The organism is Bradyrhizobium elkanii USDA 76, assembly GCF_023278185.1.
Lineage (GTDB): Bacteria > Pseudomonadota > Alphaproteobacteria > Rhizobiales > Xanthobacteraceae > Bradyrhizobium > Bradyrhizobium elkanii.
Map to the genome: position 1 here is coordinate 1,932,950 of NZ_CP066356.1, position 25,022 is coordinate 1,957,971.

At 59.6% G+C, this 25,022-nt stretch carries 25 protein-coding genes and 1 pseudogene; 19 read left to right on the top strand and 7 right to left on the bottom strand.

Annotated elements, in window-relative coordinates; all coding sequences use genetic code 11:
- Positions 1-121: 121 nt before the first annotated feature.
- Positions 122-421, bottom strand: a pseudogene (locus JEY66_RS09395) (malonyl-CoA synthase); the annotation flags it as partial.
- Here JEY66_RS09395 and JEY66_RS09400 point away from each other — a divergent pair.
- The 4 genes from JEY66_RS09400 (at position 420) to JEY66_RS09415 (ending at position 5,014) form a co-directional block, all read left to right on the top strand.
- Entirely contained in the window at positions 420-830 is a 411-nt protein-coding gene (locus JEY66_RS09400; protein ID WP_240536862.1) for a GntR family transcriptional regulator, read from the top strand. The pseudogene JEY66_RS09395 and the gene JEY66_RS09400 overlap by 2 nt on opposite strands.
- A gap of 537 nt (positions 831-1,367) precedes the next feature.
- Positions 1,368-2,657 carry an FAD-dependent oxidoreductase gene (locus JEY66_RS09405; protein ID WP_240536863.1) on the top strand — a complete coding sequence of 430 codons (1,290 nt, stop codon included), beginning with the start codon at positions 1,368-1,370 and terminating at the stop codon, positions 2,655-2,657.
- Positions 2,658-2,672: 15 nt separating this feature from the next.
- The gene (locus tag JEY66_RS09410; RefSeq protein WP_016844211.1) at positions 2,673-3,416 is read left to right on the top strand and encodes an enoyl-CoA hydratase/isomerase family protein; all 744 of its coding nucleotides are present in this window, start codon (positions 2,673-2,675) and stop codon (positions 3,414-3,416) included.
- A complete protein-coding gene (locus tag JEY66_RS09415) occupies positions 3,413-5,014 on the top strand; it encodes an acyl CoA:acetate/3-ketoacid CoA transferase (protein ID WP_018273482.1) in 1,602 nt (533 codons plus the stop codon). The genes JEY66_RS09410 and JEY66_RS09415 overlap by 4 nt, the downstream gene beginning before the upstream one ends.
- A 36-nt stretch (positions 5,015-5,050) precedes the next feature.
- On the opposite strand, the gene JEY66_RS09420 is transcribed toward JEY66_RS09415, so the two are convergent.
- A complete protein-coding gene (locus tag JEY66_RS09420; RefSeq protein WP_016844213.1) occupies positions 5,051-5,734 on the bottom strand; it encodes a GntR family transcriptional regulator in 684 nt (227 codons plus the stop codon).
- 238 nt (positions 5,735-5,972) lie between these two features.
- On the opposite strand from JEY66_RS09420, the gene JEY66_RS09425 reads away from it, so the two are divergent.
- The 7 genes from JEY66_RS09425 to JEY66_RS09455 all read left to right on the top strand — a co-directional run bounded on the left by JEY66_RS09425 (position 5,973) and on the right by JEY66_RS09455 (position 12,479).
- On the top strand, positions 5,973-7,151 hold the full coding sequence (locus JEY66_RS09425; RefSeq protein WP_016844214.1) for an ABC transporter substrate-binding protein: 1,179 nt from the start codon (positions 5,973-5,975) through the stop codon (positions 7,149-7,151).
- A 112-nt stretch (positions 7,152-7,263) separates the two neighbouring features.
- On the top strand, positions 7,264-8,124 hold the full coding sequence (locus JEY66_RS09430; RefSeq protein WP_016844215.1) for a branched-chain amino acid ABC transporter permease: 861 nt from the start codon (positions 7,264-7,266) through the stop codon (positions 8,122-8,124).
- Positions 8,121-9,059 carry a branched-chain amino acid ABC transporter permease gene (locus JEY66_RS09435; RefSeq protein WP_016844216.1) on the top strand — a complete coding sequence of 313 codons (939 nt, stop codon included), beginning with the start codon at positions 8,121-8,123 and terminating at the stop codon, positions 9,057-9,059. The genes JEY66_RS09430 and JEY66_RS09435 overlap by 4 nt, the downstream gene beginning before the upstream one ends.
- Complete coding sequence (locus tag JEY66_RS09440; RefSeq protein ID WP_016844217.1) at positions 9,049-9,819, top strand: ABC transporter ATP-binding protein; 771 nt, start codon at positions 9,049-9,051, stop codon at positions 9,817-9,819. The genes JEY66_RS09435 and JEY66_RS09440 overlap by 11 nt, the downstream gene beginning before the upstream one ends.
- A complete protein-coding gene (locus JEY66_RS09445) occupies positions 9,812-10,516 on the top strand; it encodes an ABC transporter ATP-binding protein (protein ID WP_016844218.1) in 705 nt (234 codons plus the stop codon). The genes JEY66_RS09440 and JEY66_RS09445 overlap by 8 nt, the downstream gene beginning before the upstream one ends.
- A gap of 26 nt (positions 10,517-10,542) precedes the next feature.
- Positions 10,543-11,301, top strand: coding sequence for an enoyl-CoA hydratase/isomerase family protein (locus JEY66_RS09450; protein ID WP_018273481.1), 759 nt, complete (start codon positions 10,543-10,545; stop codon positions 11,299-11,301).
- Positions 11,302-11,336: 35 nt separating this feature from the next.
- Entirely contained in the window at positions 11,337-12,479 is a 1,143-nt protein-coding gene (locus JEY66_RS09455) for an acyl-CoA dehydrogenase family protein (protein WP_016844220.1), read from the top strand.
- Positions 12,480-12,562: 83 nt separating this feature from the next.
- Here the strand turns inward: JEY66_RS09455 and JEY66_RS09460 are convergent, their stop codons facing one another.
- Positions 12,563-12,868 (bottom strand): hypothetical protein, encoded by a 306-nt coding sequence (locus tag JEY66_RS09460; protein ID WP_016844221.1) that lies wholly within the window; start codon positions 12,866-12,868, stop codon positions 12,563-12,565.
- A 140-nt stretch (positions 12,869-13,008) separates the two neighbouring features.
- Between JEY66_RS09460 and JEY66_RS09465 the strand changes: the two genes are divergently transcribed.
- The 5 genes from JEY66_RS09465 (at position 13,009) to JEY66_RS09485 (ending at position 18,821) form a co-directional block, all read left to right on the top strand.
- On the top strand, positions 13,009-14,073 hold the full coding sequence (locus JEY66_RS09465; protein ID WP_018273480.1) for a transporter substrate-binding domain-containing protein: 1,065 nt from the start codon (positions 13,009-13,011) through the stop codon (positions 14,071-14,073).
- A 774-nt stretch (positions 14,074-14,847) separates the two neighbouring features.
- Complete coding sequence (locus JEY66_RS09470; RefSeq protein WP_016844223.1) at positions 14,848-15,786, top strand: hypothetical protein; 939 nt, start codon at positions 14,848-14,850, stop codon at positions 15,784-15,786.
- Positions 15,787-15,910: 124 nt separating this feature from the next.
- Complete coding sequence (locus JEY66_RS09475) at positions 15,911-16,738, top strand: ATP-binding cassette domain-containing protein (RefSeq protein WP_038375661.1); 828 nt, start codon at positions 15,911-15,913, stop codon at positions 16,736-16,738.
- 40 nt (positions 16,739-16,778) lie between these two features.
- A complete protein-coding gene (locus tag JEY66_RS09480; RefSeq protein WP_018273479.1) occupies positions 16,779-18,323 on the top strand; it encodes an ABC transporter permease/substrate-binding protein in 1,545 nt (514 codons plus the stop codon).
- Between the two features lie 234 nt (positions 18,324-18,557).
- Positions 18,558-18,821: a hypothetical protein gene (locus JEY66_RS09485; RefSeq protein WP_125459102.1), complete on the top strand. Its 264-nt coding sequence runs from the start codon at positions 18,558-18,560 to the stop codon at positions 18,819-18,821.
- A 567-nt stretch (positions 18,822-19,388) separates the two neighbouring features.
- On the opposite strand, the gene JEY66_RS09490 is transcribed toward JEY66_RS09485, so the two are convergent.
- The gene (locus tag JEY66_RS09490; protein ID WP_018273478.1) at positions 19,389-19,625 is read right to left on the bottom strand and encodes a hypothetical protein; all 237 of its coding nucleotides are present in this window, start codon (positions 19,623-19,625) and stop codon (positions 19,389-19,391) included.
- A 457-nt stretch (positions 19,626-20,082) separates the two neighbouring features.
- Here JEY66_RS09490 and JEY66_RS09495 point away from each other — a divergent pair, with 457 nt between their 5' ends.
- Entirely contained in the window at positions 20,083-20,298 is a 216-nt protein-coding gene (locus JEY66_RS09495; protein ID WP_016844227.1) for a hypothetical protein, read from the top strand.
- 446 nt (positions 20,299-20,744) lie between these two features.
- Here JEY66_RS09495 and JEY66_RS09500 read toward each other — a convergent pair whose 3' ends face one another.
- On the bottom strand, positions 20,745-21,413 hold the full coding sequence (locus tag JEY66_RS09500; RefSeq protein WP_026193306.1) for an outer membrane protein: 669 nt from the start codon (positions 21,411-21,413) through the stop codon (positions 20,745-20,747).
- A gap of 419 nt (positions 21,414-21,832) precedes the next feature.
- A complete protein-coding gene (locus tag JEY66_RS09505; RefSeq protein ID WP_016844229.1) occupies positions 21,833-22,087 on the bottom strand; it encodes a hypothetical protein in 255 nt (84 codons plus the stop codon).
- Between the two features lie 293 nt (positions 22,088-22,380).
- Between JEY66_RS09505 and JEY66_RS09510 the strand changes: the two genes are divergently transcribed.
- Together JEY66_RS09510 and JEY66_RS09515 are read left to right on the top strand one after the other, a co-directional pair.
- Positions 22,381-22,593: a hypothetical protein gene (locus JEY66_RS09510; RefSeq protein ID WP_016844230.1), complete on the top strand. Its 213-nt coding sequence runs from the start codon at positions 22,381-22,383 to the stop codon at positions 22,591-22,593.
- Between the two features lie 2 nt (positions 22,594-22,595).
- Positions 22,596-22,874, top strand: coding sequence for a hypothetical protein (locus JEY66_RS09515; RefSeq protein WP_016844231.1), 279 nt, complete (start codon positions 22,596-22,598; stop codon positions 22,872-22,874).
- A gap of 13 nt (positions 22,875-22,887) precedes the next feature.
- Here JEY66_RS09515 and asnB read toward each other — a convergent pair whose 3' ends face one another.
- Positions 22,888-24,828, bottom strand: a complete 1,941-nt coding sequence (asnB, locus tag JEY66_RS09520) for an asparagine synthase (glutamine-hydrolyzing) (RefSeq protein WP_018273476.1) — start codon at positions 24,826-24,828, stop codon at positions 22,888-22,890.
- Between the last annotated feature and the right edge of the window lie 194 nt (positions 24,829-25,022).

Below are 25,022 nucleotides of genomic sequence, written 5' to 3' on the forward strand. Positions count from 1 at the left end.
ATCGCTCGCAGCCGGTGAACGGAAGGCCGTCCGCGGTATCGCCGCGATCCTTGAGAATCCGCAATACCGCGCGACGGATAACATGCGGATGATCACGTCGCGGGTCCCAGCAGCGCGTTTCAGGTTCGCCGCTGAACAAGACAATACGCTTCGGCTGCTTGAATTTTGCCAGCCGTCCCGATAGCGCCGCGAGAATGGCGCGTTCATCCACCGTTGCGCCGGGGGATCGCACGGCAGCCGTAACGCCCTCGCCGAAGTCGGCGATTCCAGTAGCCCGCGACCACGTTCGGTCCCTTCACTTCATACCGACCTCGTCCGTGGGCAGCCCGGCACCGCTCTCTGGGTCTGTGATAACCTTGACGGCAGGCAGGGGACGTCCCACCGCGCCCGGGATCCGCGGACCATCATCGGGATTGGACGTGACGCACAAAGCTTGCGAGGTGGCGGCGCGGGAAGGTGACAGCGAGCAATACTACGCGGACAACCGCGATTTTCACGAAGCGATCTACCGCGCGTGCCGCAACAGCTTCCTGGCCGATCAGGCCTTCGCTCTGCGCAAGCGCTTGAGCGCCTATCGACGCATCCAGCTTCGTGCGCGCAACAGTTTGCTGCAGTCGCTACAGGAGCACGCCGGGATTTTGAAGGCGATCCGCGCTGGCGACGAGCAGCTCGCCGCGAGCCGCCTTCACGACCACGTCCTGGTGCAGGGCGAGCGGTTCTCGGACACGGTGCTTGGCCTTGCCGGGGATCGACGATCCGCTTCGGCTGGAAGCAGAAGTGGGACGGCGAAACAGGGGGCGTTGCCTCAAGCCGAAGATAGAAGAAGGTAGCGCAGGCATCGCGGGTGTGAGGAAAGGGCGGTAGCTCTCCCCGCTATCAATCGTACGATTTTCTGCGCGAAACCACGATTTTCTGCAATGCGCGACGCCTGACGGCACGGCTTGGGACCGTGATTGCGAAAACCGTATCGTCAGTGGACGAGATACCTCAGTACGAACCGAGCAAGTCGATGTCTCCGGGCGAGGCATTCCGTTCTTGGGCACCAAGCGGGTCAGCACACTGTCGGGTGCACGAGTCGAAGGTGAAGTGCTGCGGGCATCATCGACTTTCATTCGGCGATATGCTGCCCCGAAAGTGTGAGCGGCAAGTCAACTTCACCCCCTCTCGTCGCCACCAGCCCGCAGTCGCCGCTGCTGCCTCTAAGCAGCTAATCCTGTCACTCGCAAATCCGCCGCGCGATCGCCGGCAATTTTTTGCCCGAAGGCGCTTGCAAACAAACCTGCATTGAAATAATTGTAATACACCACTAAGATATCACAGGGAGAACACAATTGGACGCCCGTGGGTCTAACCGTGTCGATAGCGATGTGCTCGTCGTCGGAGGGGGAGCCGCAGGAGTTGCGGCCGCTGTAACCGCCGCTCGAAGGGGTCTGAAAGTCACGCTCGTGGAGCGGTATGGCTTTTGCGGCGGCGGGGCTGTGGCTGGGCTGTCGGGCACGGTGTGCGGTCTGTATGAGGCGACCGAAGCGATCAACGCCAAACCGAAGCAGGTTGTTTTTGGTTTTGCCGACGAATTTTGCCGCCGATTGGAAGCCAAAGGCGGGCTTGGCGATCCGCTGCTCTACGGAAAGACGTGGGCGCGGGTCCACGACCCCCTGATTTGGCGCGAGGAAGCAGACGCGATGCTGCGGGAAGCCGGAGTACGCGTCGTGTTCCATGCTGTCGCTAGTGACGTGAGCATGGAGGGCGACAGGATCGGAGGGGTGGTCATTTGGACGAAACAGGGACCCCTCGATGCGCGCGCCAAAGTTGTCGTCGACGCGAGCGGAGATGCCGATGTCGTCGCAATGGCCGGCTTGCCCAGCTTCATTGGCGACAATGGCAGGGTTCAGAACCCGACGATGATCTTTCGAATGATGGGTGTCGATATCGGTCGTTTCGTCACAGAATACGGTGCCGACACCATCATGCCGGAAAAGATATCCGACATGATCCGCGCAAAGCACAATGCGGGTGAATACCGGCTGCCGCGCGCCAAAATCTGGCTATTCCCCACCACTCGACCCGACGAGTTACTGTGTAATTGCACGCGCGTGATCGGGCCGGACGGGCGCGAGCTCAACACGCTCTTCCATCAGGATTTCACCGACGCCGAAATCGAGGGAAGGCTTCAGGCGCGAGAATACGCCCGTTTCTTTCGCGATCATCTCGTGGGATGCGAAACCGCCTTTCTGAACGATACGGGCGTCCAGGTCGGCGTGCGCCAGACCCGTCAGGTCTCTGGTGTAAAGAGGCTTTCAAACGAAGACGTCGTCAAAGGCACCAAGTCGTCGGACGGCATTGCGGTCTCGCCTTGGCCGATCGAGCTGCACTCGGGCGTCAAGCCTCGCGTCGAGTGGCTGCTGAACGACTACTACGAAGTGCCGTATGGGTGCTTCGTGCCGGAGCGCGGGGAGGGGTTGCTGGTTGCCGGCCGCTGCCTCTCGGCGGAGCACGAAGCAGTCGCTTCAGCGCGTGTCACGGCTCAGTGTTTCTCCTACGGTCATGCGATCGGTCATGCAGCGGTGATCGCGGTGCGCGACGGAATCGCGCCAAGGCACATCGACGGGCAGCAAGTGAGAGCAGCGGTGAACGCCGACGGCGCGCGTCTCGATTAACAGGATCGCGAACAGATGATCAAGCTAGACAATCAAGGTCCGATCGCCATCGTTACGATCAATCGCGCGGAGCGCCGCAATGCGTTGGGTTCGCAGCTCATGCGGGATCTGAACGCCGCCCTGGCCGATTCAGAGCGCAATGACGCGATCAGCGCAATTGTGCTGACGGGCGCCCCGCCCGCATTCTGTGCCGGAAGCGACCTCAAGGAGCTGGCCGGCCTCTCTATCGCGGATATGTGCAAGCACGAGGCCGAAACCGCAACGTTCGCGCGCGCGATCGGCTACCGCGCCAAGCCGGTCATCGCGGCCGTCGAAGGATACGCTCTGGGAGGCGGAATGATCCTTGCGGCATCGTGCGACATCGTGGTGGCTGCGTCGAACGCGCGATGGCATCTGCCGGAAGCCCCGAACGGTTGGCTGCCGCCGTGGGGGCTTACGGCGCTCCTGACTCGGGTCGGTCCGGTGCGGGCGCGCCGTCTCACGTGGGGCGCGGCTTCGATCGACACGATCGAGGCGGCGAGGATCGGCTTGGTCGATGACGTCGCCGAGCCGGGCGCCGCGCTTTCTCTGGCAACGGAGATTGCCGTCGGTCTTTCCAAAGTGCCGCCCGAAGCCGTCGCGTCGACGAAGCGCTTCTTCGACCGCTTCATCATGGCGGACGCCGAGCGCCTGGACGAAGTCTCGTCCCGGGAGTTCGCGTCGAACTGCGAAACGCCGAGTTCCCAAAAAACCTTTGAACGCTTTACGGTGAAGTCGTGAACAAAATCGTCGATGCCGCGACGGCAGTTGGATCCATTCAGGACGGATCCTCGGTAGGTTGCGTGGGTGTGATCGGTTGGGTAACGCCCGATACTCTCTTGAAGGCCCTTGGCGACAAATTCCGTAAGACAGGCAGCCCGAAAAACCTGACCTTCTACTTCCCGGTCGGGACTGGCGACGCTCAGGGCATCAAGGGCATGGACCACGTAGCGCAGGAAGGATTGATGAAGCGCATGGTGAGCGGTTCATACATCAATCCTGTCGACCCCAAGACGGGAAAGCGACCCGAGCTCATGCGTCTCATCCGTGAGAACAGGATCGAAGCCTACTCCTGGCCGATCGGAGCGACGATGCATTGGCTACGCGAGATAGCTCGTCGTAGTCCAGGTTACATGACCGAAATCGGGATCGGTACCTACATCGATCCCGACAATGGCGGCGGCCGGTTCACGGAAAGAGCACGAGACAATCTCGTGAGAAAAATCGAATTCGACGGAAAGCCGTATCTATTCTATCCGGCATGGAAGTTGGACACCGTGTTCATCTACGCATCGACCTCAGACGAGTTCGGAAATCTGTCTTTCGAGAACGAGGCGCTTGTGTCCTCGAATATTGCGCTGGTGCTGGCAGCCAAGGCCCATGGCGGCCGCGTCGTAGCGCAAGTGCGGCGAGCCGTGCCTCACGGCCAGAGAGCCGCATCCGAAGTCCGGATTCCAGGCATGTTTGTCGATGCAGTCGTCGTCGACCCCAAGATGATGATGACGACCGACGTCGAGTTCGACCCGGCTTACTTCGGCGGTGAGCGCAGGGCGCTGTCTCAACTCCCTCCGATCCCGTCGTCCGCCGACAAGGTCGTCGCATCGCGGGCAGCGAAGGAAGTGCGGAAACGCGAACTCTCCATTTTTGGTTTTGGGGCGGCGGCCGATGTGCCGCTCGTAATGGCGGAGCAGGGGCTGCTTCACGGCGACGAGCTCAAGGACTATTGGTTTACCACCGAGCACGGATCCTACGGCGGGATTGTCATGTCTGGATGGCAGTTTTCCGCGAATCTGAATCCCGATGCGATCCTCGACGGCGTCTATCAGTTCGATGCCATTGATGGAGGGTTGTGCAACTTTGCGGCACTCGCCTTCGCTCAGTTCGACCAGCGCGGCCGAGTCAATGTATCGAAGTTCGGCGCCGCCAATCCAGGCGCGGGCGGCTTTATCGACATCGCGCAAAGCGCCAAGCGCTTGGTCTTTACCGGAACCTTTACCACTGGAGGGCTCGATGTCGGCTTTGGCGGCGGGAAACTGAGCATCGTCACGGAAGGCAAGGTTCGCAAGTTCGCGAAGCAGGTGGAGCACATCACTTACGCGGTTACCGACGGCGTCAAGCGCGGCCAGACCGCCCTGGTGATCACCGAGCGAGCAGTATTCGAAGTTGCTCCGGAGGGACTGGTGCTGACGGAAGTGGCGCCAGGTATCGACGTTCGGCGCGATGTGCTCGAGCAGATGGAGTTCGCCCCTTGGCAAGTCGCAGACGAACTGAAGTTGATGGATGCGAGCTTCTTCGTCGATCCCGGTCGGACAAGTGCAGTTCGGGGGCAAGCCGGTTAGGAAGTTCCCCGGTTTCGACGAGACCGGGGATGCCGATCATCTGCCCGACCCGACGCTGATCTCGAATATCTGTCGTGTGTAATTTTCGATCTGCTCCATCAGAGCGGTGACGGCAACGAGTGCCCCTTGCTCGTCATGCTGCGAAACCGCGCGTGCTCGCGCCGCGTGAAGGACGCCCATTGCACCGAGGTTCTGCAGGTCGCTCTCGTACCTGTAATAGAATCTCCGCGACATCGCGTGAAGCGGCGAGATTGAGCGGGTTGCGAATGGGTTGCCGGCAGCCGCGGCGATAAGACCGTTCGCTTTAAAGACCTCACGCAAGTATTTTTCGAGGTTGCCGTGCTTGCCCGCGCTTTCGATTTCGTCGGCAGCGGCGAGAAGGCGCTCTCGGTCGCTTGCGAGGATGCGGCGAGCCGCCCTTATCGAAATGAAAATCTCGAGTTCGCGCCGCAGCTCGATCGCCAACAACTGCTCATGAACATTTATCTCGGTAATCATCAAGCCGTGTCGAGGCAGAATGGTCACGAGACGGTCCGCCTGAAGGCGTTTCACCGCCTCGCGCACCGGTGTGCGGCCGATGCCGATCTCCTCTGCCAATCCCTCCTCAGACCAGTGACTGCCGGGCGGCAGCTGCAGTGTCACGATCATCTCCTCGAGCCGCCGGTGAGCCGTGTCGGCCTGAGATTCGGGAGGGGAAGGTACTCCGACCTTTTTCGCCATTGGACGCCAAGCTCTTAGCGCGCGCAAGGCGCGATGTGGGTGTCTCTTACGAATATCCTCGCTGCGACGTTCGGGACAAGCGCAGCGCGAGCGGATCTCACACAATGCGCACACCTAAATCGACCCCCTCCCAGGGCTGAGCGGCCATCATCCAGGAAAACGCAATGATGTGTTGACGAAACTTTTGTAAGATATTACTAGTACAACACAAGCGCAACGACGCCGAGGGAGGATATTCATGTCTTGCTGGAAAGGGGCCCTGATTGCAGGGGGCATCGCTTCCGGACTGCTGTTCGGATCGGCGGCCAAGGCCGAAGACGTCGTCAAGATCGGGCAGATCGAGGCCCTGACCGGCGCAACCGCTACCTACGGCTGGATGTCGGCGCAGGGTACCAAGGTTGCGGTCGAGGAAATCAACGCGAAGGGCGGCTTCAAGGTAGGCGACAGGACTTACAAGCTCGAACTGCAGCAGGTCGATACGCGCGGCGAGCCCCGCGAGGCGACCGTGCAGTTCCGCAAGATGATGGAAGAGAAAGTTCACTTCGTCTTCGGGCCATTTCTGACCAACGTCTTCAACGCCATCGAGCCGATAGCCAATCAGAACAACGGCAAGTTCCTGCTGTTCGCGGGCGCGACGTCGGCGCACGCAGCGCTTGGCAAGCCCGACCATGACTATCTGCTGCGAACCTGGAACTGGGACGCGGGGTCAGCGGGTTTCGGCAAGCTGATGGTGGACTATTTGAAGAAGCTCAATACCAGGAAGGTGGCGATGCTTTTCCAGAACGACGCCTTCGGCAAGACCGCCGTCGATATCTATAGCGCGCTCTTGAAGGATGCCGGAATTGAACTGCAGGTCGAATTGTTCGAGCCCGGCACGAAGGACTTCAGCGCGGTACTCGCGAAGCTCGCGGCGGGCAAGCCGGACATTCTCTTCCCGGGTTATTCGGATGCCGTCCTCTACGATATCGTGAGGCAGTCGACCGAATCCGGTTTCGGCAATCGTTTCTTTCTCGTTCGTGGCTCCATCGGGCCGGCGCTGAAGAACAAGGACGCAATCGAAGACTATATCGCATACGTTCCGAAGTATTTCGAGGGTGCTGAAAAGACCGAGCCGAAGGTCCGCGCCTTTATCGAAAGCTATCAGAAGCTGTTCAAGCGCGAATTTCCCTACGATCAAGCACCGCTTTGCTCCTCATCTTGTTACGATCATGTCTACATGCTCGTGGAGGCCATGCAGAAGGCTGGCACGGTCGACGACGTGGCAAAGATCCGTGCTGCTCTGATGAGCATGACCTATGAGGGCATGTGGAGAATCAAATACGACAAGACCGGAGAGGCCGTGTTCGGGTTCGATGTCGTCCACGTGCGCAAGGGTGGTGCCATCGAGAGAGTGCCTTACGACCCGACCAAGGAGTAAGGCTCGTTCGTCGCGCTCCGGCGGAGCCGGAGCGCTCTCTCTCTCTCTCTCTCTCTCTCTCTCTCCACTCGGGAAGGCGTCACGAAATGCGCCTCCCGCGGACCTTCGATCAATGACGCAGCTAGTCATCGGACAATTGCTGAATGGCGTAATCGTGGGTACGCTCTACGGCATCATAGCGCTGGGCGTAACGCTCACATTCGGCTTGACCGGCGTGGTGAATTTCGCGCTCGGCGCGTTCATGATGCTTGGCGCCTACGCGACCTGGTATCTCTACGACGTCGTGGGTTTCCCGTACCCCGTGGCCGTCATTGGCGCCGTCGTGGTCGTGAGCATCTTCGGTTACGTTTCGGATCTTGCCCTGTTTCGCTTCACTCGCGGCAACCTGGTCAACGGTCTGCTGGTGTCCATCGGCATGATTTCGGTCTTCGAGGCCTTGGTCCTCGCGGCCTTCACGACCACGCCCAAAGATCTGACTTACGTGCTTCCTGGCGCCCTCAAGGTAGCCGGCATCGTTCTGCCGAAGATCAAGGTCGCGGTCGCCGCGGTATTCCTGGCTGTGATCCTTGGCACATATCTCGCCTTGACGCGGACGTGGTTGGGGCGCGCGGCATTCGCCTACGCACAGAATCCCGAAGCCGCGGCTCTTATGGGCATCCGCACGGGAAGGCTCCAGACGATCGTCGTGGTCTATTCGACGGCGTTGGCGGGTCTCGGTGGAGGTCTATACGCGAGCATGTATTCGATCGAACCAACGATCGGATCGGCTTACGTCCTCAAGGCGGTCGAGGCTGCCATTCTCGCCGGCGTCGGCAGCGTACTCGGCGCATTGGGCGGCGGCATCATTCTCGGCATCAGCGAGAACATCGGATCGGTGTTTTTTTCGTCGGCGTTCAGGGACGCTTACGGTCTCGTATTTCTCATCTTGATTCTTCTCGTCCGTCCGGGCGGCCTGTTTGGAGATCGGTCGTGAAGCACGCAATTTTAGTCGGGCTGCTGCTCGCCCTTGCAGTTCCGGCCTTCATTCACAGCGATTCGGTGCTTGCCATTGCGGTCTACGGCTTTATGGCGGCGTCGCTGGCGGTCAGTTTCAATTTGATCTTCGGATTCACCGGCCAGCTTTCCATGTTTCACGCCGCGTCCTTCGGAGTTTCCGCGTACGTGGTGACCATCCTGGTGACTACGTTCGGTTGGAACTTCTGGCTGGCGATCGTCCCCGCCCTGGCCATTGTCGTGATCCTGTCTCTTATCGTCGGAACGATCTGCTTCCGTTTCAAACTCAAAGAATTCTATTTTGCCGTCGTCACCCTGGCATTTTCCGAAGTGCTGCGCTTGATCACACTGAATTGGAACAGCATCACGAACGGCTCCCTCGGCATTACGATCGTCGATACGCCGAAGATCTGGACGCCATCGGGCACGTTTGCGATTGCGGGCGGGGTCGCTTGGTACTACCTGACGCTGGCTCTGCTGGTGGTCGTATACGGTGTGTGCAGCCGTGTCCTGAAGTCCTGGATCGGACGTTGTCTTGCCGCCATCCGACTGAACGACCAGTTGGGCGAAACGCTGGGCATCGACGTCTTCAAGTACAAGTTGCTCGGCTTCGCAATCGGCAGCGGCCTTGCCGGGCTGGTTGGAGCTTTCTACGGCTTCTACGCAGGGTTCGTCGAGCCGCATTTCCTCTCGATCTCGCTCGGACTCGACATCATCGCGATGGTCCTCCTGGGAGGCGTCAATTCCCTGATCGGCCCCGTTGTCGGCGCCCTCGTGCTCACCGCCTTGCCGCACGTGATCGAGCTCAGCGCCGAGCTTCGCATTGCTCTGTACGGCTCCATCCTCATCTTCGTGATCCTGGTGATGCCGAAGGGTATCGTCGGCCTACTTACGAGCAGAAAACATGCTGCTTGACGTAAAAAGCCTCACCAAGCGCTTTGGCGGCCTCACCGCCGTGTCCAACGTAGCGTTCGGCATCGAGCGCGGGGAAATCATTGGGATATTTGGACCCAACGGCTCCGGAAAGACCACGACTTTGAGTCTGATCGCCGGGATCCTGAAGCCAACCAGCGGCGTGATTCTCTGGAAAGGGAACGATATCAGCACCCTGTCGCCGTTCGAGGTTGCTCAGCAAGGGTTGGTCAAGACCTTTCAGAATCCGCAGCTCTTTCCTGAGCTGACGGTCGTCGAACACATGCGCATCGCATGTCACCTGCACATCAAGCGCGAGCTGGGAATCAATCGCTTACGGACGCTGATCGGGGGCATGCCCGTCGGTCTGGACCGTCTGCTGGAGCAGAAGATCGACCAAGTCCTCGCGCTTTGCCGCCTCTCCAGCCAGAGGAACGAACAAGCCGCTGCGCTTTCCTATGGTGGCGAGAAGATGCTCGGCGTTGCAATGGGTATGCTTTGTGAACCAGAACTTCTGCTCCTTGATGAGCCGGCCTCCGGCCTGGGTCATGACGAGATCGCGAATCTCGACGCGGTTCTCAGAGACCTCAAGTCTCACGGCGTCACGCTGTGCATTATCGACCACAAGGTCGGCTTTCTGGGCCGGCTTGCGGACCGTTCGATCGCGCTCCACCACGGCGCGGTCATTGCCTCCGGAAAGACCTCCGACGTTCTCGCCGACGAATCCGTTGTCGCGGCTTACCTGGGCAAGAAGCATGCTTGATGTATCGAACCTCAGCGTCAGCTACGGCAAGCAGAAGGTCATCAGAGAGGTGTCCTTCAAGCTGGAGAAGGGCGAAGTGGTCACTTTGATCGGCCCTAATGCCGCCGGCAAATCGACGACGCTGCGAACCCTGGCGGGGTTGAAGAAGTCCGATCGCGGCACGATCCATCTCGCTGGAAAAGATATCACGGAATCCTCCACCGTGGACCGTGTGAGGGCCGGCCTCGTTCTCGTGCCGGAGGGACGCCAGATATTCACCAAGCTCTCGGTCCAGGAGAACCTGATTATCGGCGCCTATCACCGAGCCGATCGCGATCACGCTAGCGCCGACCTGGAGCGAATATTCTCGATGTTTCCGCGGCTCCGCGAGCGACGGGATCAGAAGGCGGGCTCGATGTCGGGCGGAGAGCAGCAGATGCTTGCGATCGGACGAGGGCTGATGTCCCGACCCACGCTGATGCTTCTGGACGAGCCGACCCTCGGTCTTGCACCGATCATCATCGAGGAACTGGGGCGGATCGTTCGAAATCTTGCGCACGAAGGACTGACCATCCTCCTCGCCGAGCAAAACGCCATGATGGCCCTGGGCTGTGCTGACCGCGCCTACGTGCTGCAATCCGGTCGAATCGTGACCTCGGGAAATGCGAAGGAATTGTCCGAAACGACGGAAGTCAAGCAGATGTATCTGAGCGCATAACCCAATGAAGTGCCAGGTGGAACCGAATGAGTAACGAAGAGACGACGGTAAGCGTCGAGAAACGTAACGGCGTCGCGATCATCATGTTACAGCGGTCGGCCCGGCGGAATTCGATGGACCGACCTCTTGTCGACGGAGTTAAAGCCGCCTTGTTGGAGCTCGATCGCAACGACGACGTGGGCGCCGTCGTTCTGGCGGGCACCGCTCCGGGGTTTTGTGCCGGAAGCGATTTGAAGTTCATCGGCCGACTCGAACTCGAGGCAATGGGACGGTTCGAGCAAGAGTGCGGCGATCTCGGTCGTTTGATAGGGTATCTGGCAAAGCCCGTCGTCGCGGCTGTCGAGAAGTTCGCAATTGGAGGTGGACTGACGCTGGCGACCTCTTGCGATGTGGTCGTAGCGGGGCGTTCGTCGGTCTTTAGTCTTCCGGAGGTGCCCCACGGTTGGCTGACCCCATGGGGAATCAGGTCCTTGGTCGCTCGTGTCGGGCTCGTCAAGGCGCGCCTTCTCTGCTTTTGTCTCGAAGCGCTCAAATCCGAAGATGCGCGCACCATCGGCATCGTCGACTACTGCTGCGATGACGGCGAAGCGCTGACGAGAGCGATTGCGATTGCGGAAAAGCTCGCGCAACTACCACGTCCCGCTGTTCGTGCGACGAAGCGCTTTTTCTCGAACTATCTTATGGAAGACGCTGAAGCGATGGATTTCGAAGCAAATCGTCTATTTCTCGAGAACTGTCGGGAGACGTCCGCTCAAGCGACCCTCGATAAATTCAGACAACGCTGAACTACATCCGGCTCACCGACACGAGGAGCGGTCCAATGCTCTTGGATCTCAATGAAGACGAAGCTTTGGTAAAAGGCAGTCTCGAGCAATTTACCGCAGGCGCACTGCGACCCAGGATCAAGCCCTTCGCCGACAGGCATGAGTTTCCAATCGAACTCGTGAAGGAATTTCTTGCGCTTGGCTTCATGGGCACGGCGTATGATCCGGCTTTTGGCGGTGGCGGGCTCGGTACACGCGGAGCCGCCATTGTCGCCGAGACGCTCGCTCGCGCGGAGCCCGGCTTTGCCGCCATTTTCCTGTGCAATAGCGCTCCCATGACGGTTATCGCTCGCTACGGATCGGACGACTTAAAGAGAAAATGGCTTGAGCCGCTGTGTCGTGGTGACTTCATCGCGTCATTCGGCGTCACGGAGCCGAGTGGTGGGTCGGACGTCGCGAGCGTAAAGATGCGTGCCGTGGAGGACGGTGATTCCTTCGTCTTGAGTGGCTCCAAGGTGTTTTCCACCAATGCCGGCACGCCGCTCCACGGCATCACGACGTTTGTGGCCGTTACGGACCCTGACTTGGGAGCGAAGGGACTGTCCACATTCGTGGTGCCGGTCGGCACACCTGGCTTCCGGGTCGGAAAAGCGAGCCGCAAAATTGGCTGGCGTGTCGCTGACTCTGTAGAGCTCTTTCTCGACGACTGTCGAGTTCCCAAAGCGAATATGGTCGGAAATCGCGGCGACGGCTTGAGGCAAATCCTGACGACGCTGAGTATCGGACGGATACTCGTCGCGGCAACGGGTCTTGGACTGGCGCGCAAGGCGATCGATCTTGCGAAGGTGTACGGCTCCGGTCGTCAGGTTGGGGGCACGCCGATCTTCCAGCACCAAGGGCTGACGTTTCCGCTCGCGGATGCGCTGACGAAGATCCACGCAGCGGAGCTGATGATCCGGAACGCTGCGTGTCTTGCTGACGCCGATCGGCCATTTCGGTTGGAAACGTCGATGGCCAAGCTCTTCGCAACGGAAATGGCGGGCGAAGCTGCAGATATCGCTCTGCAAGTGCACGGTGGATATGGCGCATTCGAGGAATTCGACGTGTCGAGCCTCCCAGGCGAGGCCAGAGTGCTGCGCATCCTCGAGGGTACCAGCGAGATCCAGAGGCTGGTCATTGCGCGTGAATTCACCGCATAGCGGATGTCTTTCTCAGTACTTCGATCCGGAGCGGCAAAGCAGCGTCGTCACAACGGAGTCTGGTGCAGGTCAAAACGCTGGTCTCAAGCATCCGCGCGTTGATGCATGTTTTGGCGAGCCAACTCAGCCTCGAGTGCCGACAGCTCCTCATAGGGCAGGGACGGATGTGGTCCGCGCACCTTGCCGTTTTCCTTTGTCTTCGGAAGCAGGTGTTCAAGGCGACGTTGCAAGAGCGCCCGGTTCTCTCCGCTGCAGTGTCCGGCCGCCGTGGCGGCCGAGAACTCCTTCGCCATTGTTTTGACGGACAGGTGTGTGACGAAATGCCAAAAGGGAGTAGCGGTGCTCTGGTCGGCAATCCCGCTATGCGTCAAGGTGAGCAATGAGTTCATTCGAGGCTTTCCCGGCAGCTCTGCACGACCGCCATTTGACGGGGGAGGTGTCGTGTGAGACGTCTGCCCACAGTGCCTGGCGGGGAAATCCAATCTCGAAGCGCCAGCGGACGTCGATTCGACCAGTCTGGTTAGGCATCTTGGCGCTGGCGGTGCTTGCGTTCGGCTGCGGCGCCCTTCACGCCCAAGCCGCCGCGCCCCCTGACAAGGAATTGGTCGTGGCGACCAAGGAGGCCCCGCCATTTGCGATCAAGCAACCCGATGGGAGCTGGAGCGGTATCAGCATCGCGCTCTGGAAAAGGATCGCCGATCAGGCACACCTACGTTTTCGCCTGGTCGAAACCCAGAGCGTGCCGGATTTGCTGGACGGCGTCGCAAACGGCAGATTCGACGTTGGCGTCGCGGCGGTTACAGTAACTGCCGAGCGTGCGCGCAAAGTCGATTTTACGCAGCCGTTCTACAACACCGGGCTCGGCGTTGCGGTACCGGTCAACGAAAACCCCTGGGTCGCGATCGGACGGGCGCTTCTCTCTTTCGGATTCTTCCAGGCTGTCGCGGTGCTGCTTGGTTTCGCAATGGCGGTCGGATTCCTCATCTGGATGCTGGAACGGCGCAAAACGGAGCACTTTGGTGGTGGCGCCAAGGGACTCGGCTCCAGCTTCTGGTGGTCGACCATCGCCATGACGCAGGCCGGAGCCGCTCAGAATGCTCCGACAACGCTCCCCGGGAGGATCGTCGCAATGGGATGGATGATTGCTTCCGTGATCGCGATTGCGGTGTTCACCGCCGGTATCACCTCCACCCTGACGCGCCGAGGGCTCGAGGGCGCCGTTCACGGCTTCAACGACCTGCGGTCCGTGCGCGTCGGCGCGGTCGCGAACTCCGCGACTACTGACTACTTGTCTCGTCAGCGGCTTTCGTTTCGAACGTTTCCGGACATCCAGGGCGGCCTCTCCGCGCTGGGGCGTGGGACAATCGATGCCTTTGTTCATGACAAGCCGTTGCTGACCTGGATGGTTCGAAGCCACTTCTCGGCCTCGGCTCGCGTCGTCGATACCAGCTTCAGCAGCGAGAGCTATGCGATCGTACTGCCCAAAGGCAGCGCCTTGCGGCCGATGCTCGATCTCGCCGTACTTGATCAGATCGAAGGTGATTGGTGGCAGCAGACGGTGTTCGAGACCCTTGGAAACGCTCAATCTCGCTGACGATACCGTGCGAGGAGCCAGCCCGTTCAAGGCTGTCAGAGTCTCATCGGCGGGAATGGAACCGACAAAGTTCCGCACATCGGCCTCGCGAGCGATGCAAACCGTCAATAGCCCTGTGCGCATGCGCGAGTTGCTGTTCCACCAAATCAGCTTCAAGCTTCATTCATCCTCGGCGTGGCGGCTTGGCGCATTTTCTAACATGGCCCCCAAACCACGTGCGTGAGTTGCCGTTGCCGAGGAACTGCTCCAGCGCGCCTTGTCCGTAGGCCAAGTTCGATCCATCGGCCAACTACGCAGGCCAATCATTCCCATCTGAGCGGCCTTCCTATTGGCGCGGTCTCAACCTGTTGTCGGCAACTGTGCTGACGCGAGTGCATTCCATGCTTCTGCGAGATGTTCTTCGGCGCTGCGACCGGCGCCACCGGGCACGCAACGTGAGCGTGCCGCGTCCGTGCCTGATTTGCGTTGTGGATTGTCGAGGCCGGCTGTCCGCACGCTTTCATGCGTGCAGCATTAGAATTGATTCTTTTCGCTGCCAAAGCGACTGGCATTTTCGGCATCATCCTGACCGCACATCAAGCCGCCCCTACAGGCGATGGTTTGGAAAAAAGGCCGCGTTACACGCGCGTGCACATCAGTGCTCAGCGCAGTTCCACGACGCGGGATTGAAAAGAGCGCAATGGGTTTATGCGCCGGTCAATCTCTGCAATAGGGCATCAAGCACTTGAACGCAGCAGCCGTCGAGTGGCTTGTAAGTTGAAATAGGAGACCGGGTTGCAAACACATTTTTCGCACATCAATCAGTCCAAGGCCGTCTTCGATGATATTTATGCCCTGGATGATCCCAGGGCATATTTCTCTGTCCTGGGAGATTTGGATTACATGATCCCGGACGTGGCTGAGCCGGTTGTGCGCCAAATTCTGGCAGCGAAGGTTTCGGCAACCGGCGTCAAGCCGACCGTGCTTGATGTTGGCTGTTCATACGGAATCAACGCAGCGGTGCATCGGTTTCCACTGACTTTCGGGGGCTTGCGCCATCGCTACGCGCGACGCGAGATGAGGGCGATCGGTTCTGAGACATTGGTGCGTCTCGATCGCAATTTTTATGCGGCTTGGCCGGATGTCGGTCTGGCGCGATTTATCGGTCTCGATATCTCGGCGCCGGCGATAAGCTATGCAACGGGTGTCGGTCTGCTTGAGCAGGGCATTGTCGCTGATCTTGAAACGGAGGCGCTCTCGGCGGACAGCGCGGATCTTATCCGATCCGCGGATGTCATCATGTCGACGGGGTGCATCGGCTACGTCACCGAGAAGACGTTCAGCAAGATTCTCGATGCGACAGAGAAGCGCCCGTGGATCATTTCGTTCGTGCTGCGAATGTTCCCGTTCGATTCGCTAGCCGCGACGTTCGAGAAGCGTGGCCTCGTGACAGAACGTCTTACCGGCGCGACTTTTATCCAGCGTCGTTTTCGCGATGCCGAAGAGTTTGAAAGTTGCTTGGCCAGCCTGGCGGCTCTTGGCGTCGATGCTACCGGTCTTGAGTCGGAAGGGCTGTTTCACGCCGATCTGATGTTGTCCCGCCCTGAGGCGGATGCGCGCGCCGCTCCCCTGAAACACATTGTCACTGTTGCCAGCGGCAGGGGGCGTCCGATCGGACCCCGTTACGTTCATATTGAGGGCGACGACGGCTTGCAGGTCGCGTTGGAGCCGTGACGGGCTCGCTTTCCGAAGATGGGCGTGGGTGTGACCCGGGGACCTGTGCACCCAAGTGGATCATGCGCTGACTCCTGCATGGTTACTTTCCGCCAGTTCAGCAGTCTACAGGGAGGCCTTGCTCATGACAGCTTCGCCGATTTCGAATCCGTCTGCTTCCGTGCCGTATATCAAGATCGATGCTGTATCAAAATCCTACGATGGAGGGCGGAATGTTGCTGTTTCCAACGTATCGCTCGACGTGCACCAGGGTTCACTGGTTGCGCTCGTGGGCGGCTCGGGATCGGGCAAGACCACGCTGCTGAAGACCATTAATCGACTCGTCGATCCCGACGTTGGAGAAGTCAGGATCGACGGAGTGCCTGTAAGCGAAGCCGAGCCGCCGATGCTCCGGCGGAGCATTGGCTATGTCTTTCAGGGTATCGGTTTGTTTCCGCACATGCGCGTTGCCGACAACATTGCCGTAACACTCAGGTTGCGTGGTTGGCAGGCGAAGGCGATCGAAGCGCGGGTGGCCGAGATGCTGGATATGGTGGACTTGCCGCAGGATTACGCCGGCCGCTTTCCTCACATGCTGTCCGGAGGTCAGCGCCAACGGATTGGCGTCGCGCGTGCAATCGCCGCCCGACCGCGCATTGTTCTGATGGACGAGCCGTTGGGCGCGCTCGATCCTGTCACCCGCGACAGCCTGGGTTCTTCCTACCGCGAGCTGCACGACCGGTTCGGCATGACGACACTGATGGTGACCCATGACATCCAGGAGGCCGCGCTGATGGCTGATCGAATCGTCGTCATGAAGAACGGCCGCATACTCGCCGACGATACGCCGCACGCCTTGATGATGGGCTCTGGGTCTGACGATCCGGACGTTACCGCCTTAATGGAAGTGCCGCGACGTCAAGCGGAACGTATCGCCGCGCTTGCGACCAGGAACGGACCTGTCCGTGCCTGATGCCGGCGCAGAGCTGCTTTCCAGTGCCCGATTAGACGCTTTGTTCGACGCCTGGCGCCTGCTTCCCACCTATCTCACGCCACATATTGTACTTTGTGCCACCGCGCTGGCGCTTGGACTGCTCGTCAGCCTGCCGCTGGCTGCCCTCGCAGCGGATCGACCATGGCTACGCAGGCTGGTGCTTGCCATCGCGAGCTTGATCCAGACCATACCGGGACTTGCGTTGCTCGCACTGTTCTATCCGTTGCTCCTTGCGCTCTCGACATTGACGGCGCGGCTGTTCGGCTTCGGCATCCCCGCGCTGGGATTCTTGCCGACGCTGATTGCATTGACGCTCTATGCCATGCTTCCGATCTTGCGCAACAGCGTGGTTGGCTTGAATGGCATCAACCCTGCTGTCGTCGAAGCGGCAGAGGGCGTTGGTATGACACCCCAGCAGATTCTGACACGCGTCAAGGCGCCGCTCGCCACGCCTGTCATCATGGCCGGGGTGCGGACTGCAGCTGTATGGACGATTGGAGCAGCCACGCTTTCCACGCCCGTCGGCCAAACCAGCCTTGGCAATTACATCTTTACGGGATTGCAAACCGAGAACTGGATTTCTGTGCTGTTCGGCTGCATCGCCGCGGCCGGGCTTGCTCTGATCACCGACTTCTGTCTCGGTCTCGTGGAGACAGGGGCGTCCGAACGCAACAGGAAGCGTGTGGTGTTCGGTATCGCCGGGCTTGCTCTCGGCACGCTCGCCGGTCTCGCGCCGCTGCTCTCGAACGAAGCAGCAACCTATGTCATCGGCGCGAAGAGCTTCTCCGAACAGTTCATTCTGGCGGACCTGATGGGTGACCGCCTGAAGGCTGAGGGAGCCGGCGTAGCGCGTAAGGATGGGCTCGGTTCGGCTATCGCCTTTCGCGCGCTGGCTCACAACGACATTGATGCTTACGTCGATTACTCCGGCACGCTCTGGCGCAATGTCATCGGCCGCACCGACATGCCACCACGCGAGGAGATGCAGGCGGAAATTGTCCGCTGGATGAAAGCAGAGCAGGGCGTCACGGTACTTGGCGCGCTCGGTTTCGAAAATGCCTACGTTCTCGCGATGAAACGAGAAAGAGCGCAGGCACTAAACGTCACGTCGCTTGCCGATCTTGCTCGTGTTGCACCCCAACTCACCATCGGCGATGACCTTGAGTTCCTGGGACGACCGGAATGGCGCTCGCTTAAGGATGCCTATGGTCTGTCGTTCAGAACGCGGCGCTCGTTCAATCCAACGATGATGTACCATGCTCTCGAATCCGGCGAGGCCGATGTCATCTCCGCGTTCTCCAGCGACGGCCGTATCGCGGCGCTTGATCTTCTCGTGCTGGCTGACCCGAAGCATGCGATCCCTTCCTATGATGCGCTGATCCTCGTCGCGCCAAAGCGCTCCGCGGATGCGCGGCTGAAGCGAGCACTTGTTCCGCTTGTCGGCTCAGTTTCCGTTGAGGCTATGCGCGCCGCTAACCTCATGGTCGACGGCGATACCGACAAGGCTTCTCCGGAGGAGGCGGCGCGAGCCTTGGCAAAGGCCGTGCATTTGCAGTCGCGATAAATCTAAGAACACGATCAAGGGTGGTTTCGTTCGAGGTTCGACCTTCGCCGATGAGTCGTGCTCGAGGTCTCGAACGAAACTGCACGTCTCGCAACGATCAGTTCGGCAGTGCGGTCGGACTCCGTCGGAACGTTTGGCGGTGACGCGAGACCCCGGTCCAAGCTTGGGGCATTCTGGTTCATAATGACGACACGAATCGTTGTCACGAACCTATAGCCGTATTTGGGGATGACAATGCGGGCAAAATGGGTGGAAAGGGCGGTCGGTTCCAACCAATCGCTACTTGAGCTGCTCCAGGCAGAACTTGCAGCCCTCAATTCGCAAATCGAAGCGATTGAAAGGACACGGGCAGAAACGCAATCGATCGATGAGTTGAGAGAGTGTGCGATCCGCGCTTGTCGGCGGATTGACGAAATCCGTTCCGTCGTTGCCGCCGAACAGTCGAACGACGCGGCTGAAGGCGCAACTCCTGAATCTCCGTCTACAGTTGCTCGTTGAAGCATGTTCGAGATGCTGTTTTAGGTGTCGCCGACCGCGTGGTCGGCCCTGGAATGGCACTGCAGTGACTTCGTCCAAATCCCGGTTCCTGGGCGGTAGACGCGATGAAGGCTCCGGCCGGCGAGGGCGGCGACGCTCCGCTTGCTCCTCTGCGGCGGGCGGCATGCGCCATTCGCCTGGGCATCACCCCTAACCAAAATCGTCCCTTGAATCCCAACAGCCGCGCGGGTCGCAATCAGCCAACTTCCGGGTGTAGCGCGATCAGCAAGATTGCCACCGCGACCACTGCGAGCCAACATTCAGCGGCGATGATGGCCCATTCGGTGCCTGTTCGATTCTTCATTGGCGCCACCATTTTCGACGGCCCCGACGTGAGTCTGAGGGGTTTCGACGTCGGAACCGTCTTCGCCAGTGTTTCGGACTATCCGAGTTTGATGCGCTGTGGGGCTCGGCCGATCCGAGCGATGATCAGATCACACTCGGCTTTAGATGGAAGTGCACTTTGTGCCAACACAACCGGTTCCGGCACCATGGTTGCATCATAATTCAAACTTAGCCGTGTCGCGCCTATCGTGCGGCACCCAACTGTGTTGCCACAAGCGCATTCCACGCCAAGCCGAAGCTCAATCCGATGGACGACACTTGATCCGCGTTAAGCCCAAGCCTGATTTCCCATCCGCGTCCATGCTGCCGCGAAATCAAAACCTCGGACGACCCAAATCCGCGCACGTCGCGTTTCCATTCGCGCAGCATTAGAATCAATTCCTTCTCTTCCGCGCTCACTTCTATTCTCGACATCGCCATCACCGACCATCAAGCCACCCCAACCGCCAACGCTATTGAGCACCGCAGCGCCGCGTCAACACGCGCGCGTGCATATCCGACAATGACACTTCATGGCTGTCGCCAATCTCGCAAGCTCCGCTGACACAAGCGACGACCCCGACGTGCTGTCTGAGGGCCGCGCCGGAGCCGTCTTTGCCAGTATTTCGGATTGGCCGAGCCGATGCGCGTGCTTGGTCGATCCGATGCACGTATGAGATCACAATCGCCTCGTGATGGGATGTGCAGTCCGTGCCAACAGCACCGGTTCCGTCGTCACGATTGCATCATAATCAATCAACAACCAAAACACTCACGCGTGTTGCTGTTCCATCGAATGCGTCTCACTTTGCATTCTCCTCGGCGGTGGTGGGCGACTCATGATCCAGCACTGGACTCGCAAAGTGTGTCGGCTGGCACTCGCCGGGGAACGGAGGCCATGATGAACCGCTGCGACCGCAAGCGCTCCGACATGACGCCGTGCGTAATTACTGACGGCGCGGATGCTTATAGCTTCGAGAGCGATCACGACACCCACCCGATCTGCGTTGGCTGCGGTCGCAGCCCGCAAGTGACCGGCGTGGCCCCACCCGCCGATTGGGCTGAGCAGGTTGCCGACTATCTGAAGGCCGTACAGATGAGGCATCGGCGCTGAAGCCCCGCAACGCGGGGTGCTCAGCGGCAAATCCAACCGGCCCGCCCAATTCACCAGCCGAACCAAACCGCTCGCAGCGGGCCTCCTGTTCGCGCTCCATCAGCCCGATGAGCGTGAGCTGCCATCGTCCCTTGGAGGTCAGTTCCATGGTGCATTGATCGTCGTGCGTCATACCGTCACAGATCAGTCCGTCACGCGGCAAGCTCCACAATGCTTTTGGTCAACGTGATCGAGAACCGGGGCCGCCGACCCCACCGACGAGGTCAGTGTCAACGATTGCGGCATGCTTGGAGTAGTGCGCGGTCGCCTCGCATTGGCCTCACAGCGTTGCGTCAGCCCGACGGCGCAGGAGGCTTCCAATTCGGAAGGAACCACCGCTCCAACGAAAAAGCTCCGGGCCTTTGCTTGGCCCGGAGCTTTCATGTCGCTTGGAGTCAAGCGAGCGATCAGTACCTGGCGACGGCCGGTCCGCCCAGGTTGAACCTGTAGTTCAGGCCCGCCTTGATGGTGTGCTGGTCGTTGCGGAAGCTGCCGATAACGCCGACATTATCGTGCACGTTGATGGTGCCGAAGTCATAGTACTGGTATTCGAGCTTGCCCGACCAGTTCTGGGTAAACATGTATTCGAGACCGGCACCGACGGTGTAGCCGTCACTGCCGCCGTCGCCGCCGAAGCCGTTTGAGAAGCGCGTGTCAGCCCAGGCATAGCCGCCCTTGACGTAAAGCAGCGCCGGACCCCAGGTGTAGCCGAGGCGGCCGGTTACCGAACCAAGGCCGCGATTGGCGAAGCTCGAACTGGTATCCAGAAAACTATAGTTGGCTTCAAGACCCATCACCCAGCTCGGCGCGAACTGGTAATCATAGCCAGCCTGCACGCCGCCCATGAACACACCGTCGTTGCCACCGCCGAAGCCGGGGGCGAGGACGTTGTCGCTGCCACCGAACGCACCACCGACGTGACCACCGATATAGAATCCGGTCCAGTTGTAGATCGGAGTCGGAGCAACATAGGGCGGAGCCTTGGTGTAGGGCTGAGGCGCGAGATCAGCCGCGGAAGCGGGCGCGACCGCGCCGAGCGCGATCATGCTTGCGGTGACGAGCAGAATTTTCTTCATGTTTTGCATTCCAACTTTCTTGTACTGGCCCTGCCCCAAGTTCATCGCCTATCAGACACGTGCGGAATTGCTGTAACTTGGCTGCAACAGGTGGTGCCAAACGCGGGCCGCTTACAGCGGGTGCGAGGACGATTGGCGTTAGGCGAGTTTGGAACTTTCGTAACACAGGTGATCTGTTACCGATCACGTCCCGGCGCAGCGCGAGGGCGGATAGATCGTTGTCTTCGCTTGGAACTCGGGCGAGCTCTCTAGAACGACTGAGAACCAAGCGCGGGCCGGCAGTGCTTGTCGAGCCAAAAGGGAGAGTCACGACTGCCGCTGACGCACGACGCGAGGTCTGCCGTCAATATCTCTGACGGATTGACCCAGCAGTAATGCAGGGCAGCATCCCGATGATGAGAGTCGTGAACCAGCCTGTGTCAATGACCGGAGAGGATGTAGCGGCAGACTCGGCCGATGAGCCACGAGATGAGGCCGAGGGCGGCGATGACGCCTCCAACAATTGGGGCAAACGCCACGTCAAAAACACCACCTGAATTGTGCATTACGATCGCCGTGATGGCGCCGGTGGCGATGCAAATGGCCGCAACAATGCACCCGATCAGATAAAGGGCATTCCCAAGTCTCGCTGTCTTCGCGGGCCGTTGTTCCAACTGCTTCGTCTTTGCCTTCAATCCGATTTCGACCAGGCGGCGGTTTTGCTGCCGGGCAGGTATGCAGATCGTCTTGCCTGATCGTCCAGGAAAAGCCGGCTGGCGATCCCGCCAGGGGCCGATCGAACTTACTTTTTCGCTTTCAGCCGGATCCCGACAAGCGGCGGATTCATTTCGTGGATGACCCGGGCTTTTACGGACTGAGCGTTAACGCTACCGCACGAGCACAAAGGCGGGGGTCTTGTCAGGAAGCGATTTGGCCAGTTTATTCGAGAGATTGCAGTACGTTATTCCTATTGTAGAGCGCATTTCCAATGAAAGCCATCGAGCAGATCGTTGCCGGCTACATTGCGTTGAAGGATCGCCAAGCCCTGGAAAAGCTGAGGCACCATCGTCAGCAATTGCTGGATGATGTTCTGATGCACAGCATACCAGGGTTCAAGCCGTCGATCGTGAGCGATATCCTCCGCGAGGAGATCGAGGTCATCGAAGGCGCGCTCGCGCGCGTAGATGCGGATCGACCATAGTCATGAACAAAAACTTCGACGAGATCGAGACACTGAAACCAATGAACTGCGGTGCCATCACCGACCCCAGCCTGAGGATGATATATGAAGCTATCCGCGGCGCGCTCGAGGCCGACGATGAATTCGAGGCAAGCGGCAGAGATCCAAAATTCCGAGTCCGGTCGACGGCCGAATGGAAGCGGCATGCCAGCGATCTTGAGGCGGAGATGCTGAAGCGAGGGCTCGAATTCGACGTGATCGATTGGACGAATGCTCAGAGTGAGCGGCGAGCAAGCCGGTGAGGGCACTCGCTATTCATGCGTAAACACCGTTGCGATGGCACCAACGGACAAACGCATAGATGGACCAGACCCGCGACCAGTACATGCCTGGCGCTCCGTCGAGAAAGGCCCGCCAAAGTCGCTCGACCGCGGCGGGATTTAGGCCTGTAGGTGCGATCGCCTGCGGATCGCGCATGGTCCGATCCATGGCGTCCTTCAAGCCACGGCGAATCCACCGGTCAAACGGCATGACGAAGCCGGTCTTTGGGCGCTCGAAGAGCGCAGGATCGAGCCCGCGCAATCCGATCCGCCGAAGCATGTTTTTGCGCCCCAGGGGCTGATATCGCGCCCGGTCCGACAGGGCGTCGACGCTTTCAAACAATACGTGGTCGACCAGCGGAACGCGCTGCTCGAGCGAACTGGCCATGCTTGCTGCATCGTTGTCGCGCAGGAGGCGTTCACCCAAAAAGAGACGTTGTTCCATCACGCTAATAGCGGAAACTGCGGTACGGCCTGCCGTTTCGGCCATCAGCCGCCGGCGCATCGCGTCGGGAAGACCGTCCACAACCGCGCCCGCGAAATCCGGTGCAAGCAATTCATCTTGAAATCCAGGGAGGAAGAGCGCGTAGGCCATCTGGTACAACGCCAGCAAATCCTCGCTACGATCGACCATATCCGGAAGCTTCGCCCAGCGCGTTTGAGGCGGCACGGGATGCGAGGATTGTCGCAGGGGCCAAGTCAACAAAGCTGCAGCCTTGGCTTGCCATTTTCGGGGAAATGCGCGGCCCCGATGACACCACTGCTGCAAGATCGGAAGATCGCGATATGTCGGATACCCGCCGAATAACTCGTCGCCCCCGGTTCCTGACAGCGCGACGGTAAAGCCTGCTTCGCGAATAGCCCGGGATATGAAATAGGCGTTCAGTCCATCGAAGGTTGGCTGGTCGAGACTATCGAGGGCGTCGTCCAGACTGTCGACGAACCGCTGCTCGGACAACATCACTTCATGATGCTGAGTGCCGATTGCCGCAGCGGTCTGCTTCGCGAACGGCGCTTCGTTGAACTGCTGGTCCTCGAAGGCGAGGGTGAAAGTATGAACCGGGGCGTCAGCGGTCAGTTGTGCGAGATTCGCCATCGCGGAGGAATCGATGCCGCCCGACAGGAAAACCGCGAGTGGAACATCGCTGGCGAGGTGAAGCTTCATCCCTTCTTCGAGGATCGAGGCAAGCGTCGCTTCGTCCATTGTCGGCTTTGGCGACTCTCCGGGGATGCGCCAGAAATCCTGCTCGCTTATCTTACGGCCTGCCCCGTCAAACTCGGCATAGTGACCCGGCGCAAGAAGTTCAACGCCCTGAACGGCGGTGCAAGGGCCGACAACAAAGCCGTTCCATACGCTGCTCGCAACCGCCTGCGGATCAAGACGTGGCGTTCCGAGCAAGCCTGAGGCAAGCAATGCACGCAGTTCGGATGCAAATATCAGCGACCAGGTCGTGTTCGGATTGCTGGACTGAGCGATATAGAGCGGCTTGATGCCGAGTTGGTCACGTGCAAGCAGAAGTCGTCGCTGTTGCGGATCCCAGCTTGCAAATGCGAACATGCCGCGCAGCAATCCGACTGCCTCCAGGCCATGCAGGCCGAGTGCCCGCAGCATGACGGCGGTGTCGCCGCTCGACCGAAAAGATTGCCCTTCGCTCTCGAGGCTTTTGCGCAGGGCGACGTAGTTGTAGATTTCGCCGTTGAACGAAATCACGTGCCCGGTTGTATCGTCCACCATCGGTTGGGCACCGGCGGACGACAGATCAAGGATCGAAAGACGGCGGTGATCAAGCATGACACCCCAGCCGCGGGCGTCCGGCGTTGAAGTCCACGAGCCGTGGCCGTCCGGCCCGCGATGGATCATGGCCTTGCTCATCCGAGCGAGCGCAGCCCGGTTGTTTTCGTCAAGCCGGCCGATGATACCCGAGATACCGCACATTCAATCGTCGCCTTTGCGGCTTGAGCTGGCCCGCACGAGCTAACGTTGTGGAGGACCTACCAAGACTGCTTCGGCAATGTTTCTAAATCGAAAATCCGAGCGGATAAATGGATACGCCGCCTTTCTATCATTGTTTCGTTAAGAGGAACGAGGCAACTATTAACGCAAAGCTCAGGCTTAAGCATTGAGTAAGC